We start from the raw sequence: 4,973 nt of genomic DNA, 5'->3' as shown, positions 1-4,973 counted from the left end.
GTCCGCGCCGCCATCCAGCGGCTGACCGTCGCCCTGCGCCTGCTGACCCTGCCCGACGGGCGCCTGATCACCATGCAGGGCGGGGGGCCGTCGACCCCGGCCCGGATCGCCGCCGCCCGCGCCCATGACGAGGCGCCGGCCGCCGACCTGCACAGCCGGGTCGTGGCCGGCATCGCCCGGATCCGCAGCCCCTTGCTGACCATCGCCGCCGATGTGTCCGGGCCGGCCCGCGGGGTCTGGTCCGGCGCGGCCTGCGCCCAGCCGATGGCGCTGGAGATCGTTTGCGGCAAGGACCGGTTGATCACCGGCTGCGGCTGGACGCCCCGCGCCGCCGACCGTCAGGGCCTGCGTCTGCCGCCCGGCCATTCGACCCTGACCCTCGGCGAAGGCTCGACCGGCGAGCCGCTGGGCGGCTGGAAGGCCGAACTGATGGGCCACCGCCTGATCGGCCGGCCGCTGCACGTCGATGTCCAGCAGCGCGACGGCGAAGGCGCCGTCTGGCTGGAGGTCGAACACGACGGCTGGGTCCATGACTATGGGCTGCTGCACCAGCGCCGGCTGTACCTCGATCAGCGGCTGGACGAACTGCGCGCCGAGGAGCGGCTGCACCCGGCGCCCGGCCAGAAGGACGTCGTCCGCGCCATCGCGGCCCCCTATGCGGTCCGCTTCCAGCTGGAGCCGGGCGTCCAGGCCTCGCTGGCGCGGGATCGCCGCTCGATCCTGCTGCGCGGCCATTCGGGCCGGGGCTGGTGGTTCCGCACCGACGGGCCGGACGTGGCCATCGAGCCCTCGGTCCATATTGACGAGGGCCTGACCCGGCGATCGCTGCAGATCGTGGTGCGCGGCTCGGCCCGCACCGATTCCGAGACCAAGATCCGCTGGAAGCTGAGCCCGGCAGGTGCGGGAACCGACCCATCGTAGTAGCGCTGCCGCGCTTCGCGCTACTTGAGCGCGGCCGAACCGGCGCCACTTGAGACGGGCCGCCCCCGCGACCATCTGAAGCCTGCCGCGTTCCGCCTTTTCCGATACAGGATCGACTGATGAGCTTCGCCGACCCGACCGCCCTTCCGAAGGACCTGATCAAGGACGGCTCCGACGCCGGCTTCATGACCGATGTCGTCGCGGCTTCGAAGTCCCAGCCGGTGCTGGTCGATTTCTGGGCTCCCTGGTGCGGGCCCTGCCGGACCCTGACCCCGATGATCGAAAAGGCCGTGCGCGCCGCCGGCGGCGCGGTGAAACTGGTCAAGATCGATATCGACAAGGACCCCGCCTACGCCGGGCAGTTGCAGGTTCAGTCGATTCCGACCGTATACGCCTTCGTCAACGGCCAGCCCGTCGACCGCTTCCAGGGCGCCCTGCCGGAGAGCCAGATCAAGGCCTTCATCGACAGGCTGACCGGAGGCGAGAGCGCCAATTCCGACATCGAACAGCTGATGTCGCTGGGCGAGGAATCGCTGTCGCTCAACGATCTGGGCGGCGCGGCCCAGGCCTTCGCCCAGGTCATGACGCTCGAGCCGGCTCATGAGGGCGCCATCGCCGGCATGGCGCGGGTCTATCTGGCGGACGGCGACGTCGATCAGGCGCGCCAGACCATCGCCATGGCCCCGCAGGGCTCGAAGGATGCGACGGTCCAGTCGGTCCGGGCCCAGCTGGCCCTGTTGTCCGCGGCCCCGACGGGCGCGGATGACGAGCTGAAGGCGAAGGTCGCCGCCGACCCGTCCGACCATCAGGCCCGCTATGACCTGTCGCTGGCCCAGGCCGCGTCGGGCGATCTCAAGGGGGCGGTCGACAGCCTGCTGACCATCGTCGCCGCCGACCGGGAATGGAACGACCAGGCCGCGCGCAAACAGTTGCTGGTGGTGTTCGAGGCCGCCGGCGCCGGGTCGGACGTGGCGCGGGACGGGCGTCGCCGCCTGTCCTCCATTCTGTTCGCATAGGAGACGATCGTGGCGCAGGGGTATGTGAAGGCCGCCGACCTGCCGCAGGTGATCCCGGTCTTTCCCCTGCCCGGCGCCATCCTGCTGCCGCGCGGCCAGCTGCCGCTCAACATCTTCGAGCCGCGCTATCTGAACATGATCGACGACGCCATGGCGGGCGACCGGATCATCGGCATGATCCAGCCGCAGGGCGGGCCGCAGCGCCTGCCCGGCCTGTCGCCGATCGGCTGCGCTGGCCGGATCACCAGCTACGCCGAAACCTCGGACGGCCGCTATCTGATCACCCTGACGGGCTGCGCCCGTTTCCGACTGGGCGGCGAAATCCCGGCCCGGACCCCCTATCGCCAGATCCGCGCCGATTTCGCGCCGTTCGAGGCCGACCTGAGCGCCCCGCCGGTCGATGATGTCGGCCTGGACCGCGACGGCCTGCTGGACGCCCTGCGCGCCTATCTCGAGACCCGCGGCCTCGACATCGACTGGGACACGGCCGAGACGGCGCCGCCGGAGGCCCTGATCAACAGCCTGTCCATGGCCCTGCCGTTCGATCCGCCCGAGAAACAGGCCCTGCTCGAAGCCGCCAGCCTGACCGACCGGTCCGCTGTCCTCACCGCCCTGCTGACGATCGACGCGGCGACGGACGGAGACGGCGAAGCGCCGTCGATGCAGTGAGGGAGGCAGTAGGCGTCAGGCAGTAGGCAATAGAGTCCGCCGCCCTTCTTCCTACTGCCTGCTGCCTACTGCCTAACCCCTGTTCCCTCGTCCCTCGCCCCTGTACGCTTGCCCCCATGTCCGACGCCTTCCACACCCCGCCGTCCGTCGATCCCCGCCTGCTGGAGGTGCTGGTCTGCCCCGTCACGCGCGGCAAGCTGACCTATGACCGCGAGCGGCAGGAGCTGGTGTCCAGGGGCGCGAAACTGGCCTTCCCGATCCGCGACGGCGTGCCGATCATGCTGCCGGAAGAGGCGCGGGCGCTGGACTAGACGGCTTCGCCCCTGAGCAACCGCGGCAAGTCGCCGGTGGCGCCGCCGGCCTCATGCATGAAGGCGCGGCGCAGGGGGGCGATGCGGTTGACGGCGGCGATGCCGAGGTTCCGGGCCAGCCGAACCGGCGCGATGTCGTTCGAGAACAGCCGCACGAAACCGTCGAAGCCCGCGGCCAGGGCGGCGTTGTCGAACCGGCGCCAGCGGGCGTAGCGGTCCAGCACCGTCTCCGAACCGATGTCCTCGCCCAGCCGCAGCGCCTCGACCAGCACCTCGGCGAGGGCGGCGGCGTCCTTCAGCCCCATGTTCAGGCCCTGACCCGCGACCGGATGCACCGCATGGGCCGCGTCCCCGATCAGGGCGGTGCGCGGCGCGGTCAGCTGTTCCGCCAGTTGCAGTGACAGGGGATAGACGAAACGCGGTCCCACCACCGTGACGTCTTCGAGGAAGTCGCCGAACCGCCGCATCAGATGCGACTGGAAGGCCTCGTCCGACGCCGCCCGCAGCGCCTCGCCCCGCCGCGTCGATTCGGTCCAGACCAGACTGGCGCGCTGTTCCGTCAGCGGCAGGATGGCGAAGGGGCCCGACGGCAGGAAATACTCATGGGCGACATTCCCGTGGTCCCGGCCGAGGGACACGGTCGCCACGACCCCGCTCTGGCCATAACCCCAGCCGACGGTTTCGATACCGGCGGCCTTGCGCACCGGCGAAGCCCTGCCTTCGGCCCCGACGGTCAGCGGGGCTTCGATCACCGAGCCGTCGGCGAGGGTCACCCGCGACATCGCGGCGCCGGCCTCGACCCCGGCCACCGACGCCGGCGCCCGCACCTCGATGCCCGCCGCCGTCACCGCTGCCGAGAGCGCGAACCGGATGCGGCGGTTCTCGACCATATAGCCCAGCGGCTCGCCGTCGGTCCGGTCGCCGATCTCGTCGGCGTCGAAGCGCAGGAAGGCGGAGGACTGCGGTCGCGACGCCGCCCCGGGCCGCCGACCGTCGGTGACCAGAATCCGGTCCATCCGGCAGGCATGAGGTCGCAGGGCCGCACCGACGCCGAGCGCGTCCAGCATGCGGAAGGTGGAGAAGGCGATGGCCGTGGAGCGCCCGTCGAAGCTCGGCGCCAGCTGGGCGTCGAACGGCTGGGGGTCGACCAGAACCACCCTCAGCCCGCCCTGGGCCGCCGCCAGCGCGAACGTCGCCCCGGCCAGGCCGGCGCCGGCGATGATGACGTCATAGCGGTCGGTCTGGCTCATGGGGCCGTTGTCGCGCTTCGCCGCCCGCCCGTCCAGCGCCGGAAGGTCGCGGATCGACCGGCTGGTAAACAGCCTCTTAACCCTGCGCGAGCGACAACAGAGGACTGTCACGTCCGACCGGAGTTCCCGCCCGCATGTCCGCCGCCCTCGCCATCGGCCAGCGCGCCTGGGTCAGCGCCCGCATCCTGTGGGGCGCGCCGATCTCGGTGAAATTCCGCGGCGTGCTCCAGGCCCTGCTCGCGGCCCTGTTGCTGGTAGCGCTGATCTCGTGGAATCCGGCCGATCCCAGCCTCAACGCAGCCTCAGGCGCCGCTCCGACCAACTGGCTGGGCCTGAACGGCGCCCTGTTCGCCGATCTGTTCATGCAGTCGCTGGGCCTGGGCGCCTGGCCCGCCGCCGTCCTGCTGATCGCCTTCGGGCTGGCGGCCGCCATCGGCGACGCTATCCAGCAGAGACTGAAGCCCACGCCGCTCAAGGCCCTGTCGGCGACCGGCGGGGTTCTGGCCCTGTCGGCGGCGCTGTCGGCCCTCGCCGCGCCCGCCGCCTGGCCCCTGGCGGCCGGCATGGGGGGCCTGTGGGGTGACGCCATCGTCGGCCTGATCCGCATGATCTGCGACGGCCTGCGCCTGCCGGGCGCCCCCGTCATCGCCGGCCTCCTGTTCCTGCCGCTCGCGCTTTGGGGCATCGGCTACGCCGTCGGCCTGAGGTTCGCCGATGTCGCAGACGGTCTGGCCTGGGCCCGAGGCCTCCGCCAGCCCGAGCCGCCGCAGAGCAAATCCCGCCGCCCCGCCGCCAAGGCTCCGCCG

Annotated in this window: 6 protein-coding genes; 5 read left to right on the top strand and 1 reads right to left on the bottom strand. The window is 71.6% G+C overall.

What is annotated here, in order from left to right:
- From QQJ79_RS14760 to QQJ79_RS14745, 4 genes are all read left to right on the top strand, one after another.
- Window positions 1–921: heparinase II/III domain-containing protein (locus QQJ79_RS14760; RefSeq protein ID WP_284223687.1), on the top strand; the 921-nt coding region annotated here is incomplete at its 5' end.
- 119 nt (window positions 922–1,040) lie between these two features.
- Window positions 1,041–1,937 (top strand): thioredoxin, encoded by an 897-nt coding sequence (gene trxA / locus QQJ79_RS14755; protein ID WP_284223686.1) that lies wholly within the window; start codon window positions 1,041–1,043, stop codon window positions 1,935–1,937.
- A gap of 9 nt (window positions 1,938–1,946) precedes the next feature.
- A complete protein-coding gene (locus tag QQJ79_RS14750; protein ID WP_284223685.1) occupies window positions 1,947–2,606 on the top strand; it encodes an LON peptidase substrate-binding domain-containing protein in 660 nt (219 codons plus the stop codon).
- A 116-nt stretch (window positions 2,607–2,722) separates the two neighbouring features.
- Complete coding sequence (locus QQJ79_RS14745) at window positions 2,723–2,917, top strand: Trm112 family protein (protein WP_284223684.1); 195 nt, start codon at window positions 2,723–2,725, stop codon at window positions 2,915–2,917.
- Here QQJ79_RS14745 and QQJ79_RS14740 read toward each other — a convergent pair.
- Window positions 2,914–4,167: a UbiH/UbiF/VisC/COQ6 family ubiquinone biosynthesis hydroxylase gene (locus tag QQJ79_RS14740; protein WP_284223683.1), complete on the bottom strand. Its 1,254-nt coding sequence runs from the start codon at window positions 4,165–4,167 to the stop codon at window positions 2,914–2,916. The two genes, QQJ79_RS14745 and QQJ79_RS14740, sit on opposite strands and share 4 nt — an antisense overlap.
- A gap of 134 nt (window positions 4,168–4,301) precedes the next feature.
- Here QQJ79_RS14740 and QQJ79_RS14735 point away from each other — a divergent pair.
- A partial coding sequence (locus tag QQJ79_RS14735) for a DNA translocase FtsK 4TM domain-containing protein (RefSeq protein ID WP_284223681.1) occupies window positions 4,302–4,973 on the top strand: 672 nt, incomplete at its 3' end.

This window comes from Brevundimonas denitrificans, assembly GCF_030160755.1.
GTDB classification, from domain to species: Bacteria; Pseudomonadota; Alphaproteobacteria; order Caulobacterales; family Caulobacteraceae; genus Brevundimonas; species Brevundimonas denitrificans.
The sequence above is the reverse complement of the archived record's forward strand: the minus strand, read 5'-3'. Positions and strand labels throughout refer to the sequence as shown.

What these genes read in the sequence shown, in the direction of transcription:
- trxA (WP_284223686.1), top strand. Translation starts at nt 1,041, where the DNA reads ATGAGCTTCGCCGACCCGACCGCCCTTCCGAAGGACCTGATCAAGGAC.
- QQJ79_RS14745 (WP_284223684.1), top strand. Translation starts at nt 2,723, where the DNA reads ATGTCCGACGCCTTCCACACCCCGCCGTCCGTCGATCCCCGCCTGCTG.
- QQJ79_RS14740 (WP_284223683.1), bottom strand. Translation starts at nt 4,167, where the DNA reads ATGAGCCAGACCGACCGCTATGACGTCATCATCGCCGGCGCCGGCCTG.